Annotated in this window: 2 protein-coding genes; both read right to left on the minus strand. The window is 66.9% G+C overall.

All coding sequences use genetic code 11. From position 1 onward, the window contains the following. Positions 1-242 (minus strand): molybdopterin-guanine dinucleotide biosynthesis protein B (mobB, locus tag EOA27_RS38770; protein ID WP_127259013.1); only part of this gene is annotated, 242 nt, incomplete at its 3' end. Beyond that, positions 239-752, minus strand: a 514-nt coding sequence (mobA, locus tag EOA27_RS38775) for a molybdenum cofactor guanylyltransferase MobA (protein ID WP_127259015.1), incomplete at its 5' end; no start/stop codon positions are given. The genes mobB and mobA, both read right to left, overlap by 4 nt.

Here is a 752-nt window from a genome sequence, read left to right on the forward strand (position 1 = left end):
TCCTCGCCCCGCAATTCGTGCATCAGCGCCCAGCGCCGGCCGGAAATGATGGCGACCTCGGTCGCGCCCGCCTGCCGATGGCGGAAGCTGTCGGCTCCCGGCTTGTCGATGTCGAAGTCATGGTGGGCATGCTTCACCGTCGAAACCGTCCAGCCGCGCGCGACCAGCTCGGCGACCAGCTTTTCCGTCAGGGTCGTCTTGCCGGAATTCTTCCAGCCGGTGATGCCGAATACGCGTCTCATGGCCTGAGGCTTTGCAACAGACGCTCCGCCACCGCAAGGTCGTCGGGCGTGTTGATGTTGAAGAACGGATCGATCTTTTGGCCGCCCGCCTCGATCATCGGGAATTCGACCTCGACATGGCCATGGCGCTCCATGAATGCGGAAACCCGCCGGCTGTCCTCGTCGACCAGGAAATGACGCAGGGCGTCGCGCAGGCCGATTGGCCAGAGCGCGAAGGTCGGATGCCACCTGCCGCCCGAACTGGCGACGGCGATCACGCCCGGCCGGTCGCGGGTTGCGGCGGCCAGGCGCTCGACGAGGTCGTCGGGGAAGAATGGCGTGTCGCCGGCGGCGCTCATCAGCCACCGGCAGCTTGTCTGCCCGGCCGCCCATTCGAGGCCGGCGAGGATACCCGCCAGCGGTCCGGCATGGCCTAGCACCGTGTCCTCGATCACCGGCAGCCCCATGCCGGCAAATCGCGCCGGATCGCCATTCGCGTTGAGCCCGAGCATCGCGACCTGTGGCTTCAAT

Origin of the sequence: Mesorhizobium sp. M2A.F.Ca.ET.037.01.1.1 (assembly GCF_003998075.1) — a bacterium.
In the GTDB taxonomy this organism is placed as follows: Bacteria; Pseudomonadota; Alphaproteobacteria; order Rhizobiales; family Rhizobiaceae; genus Mesorhizobium.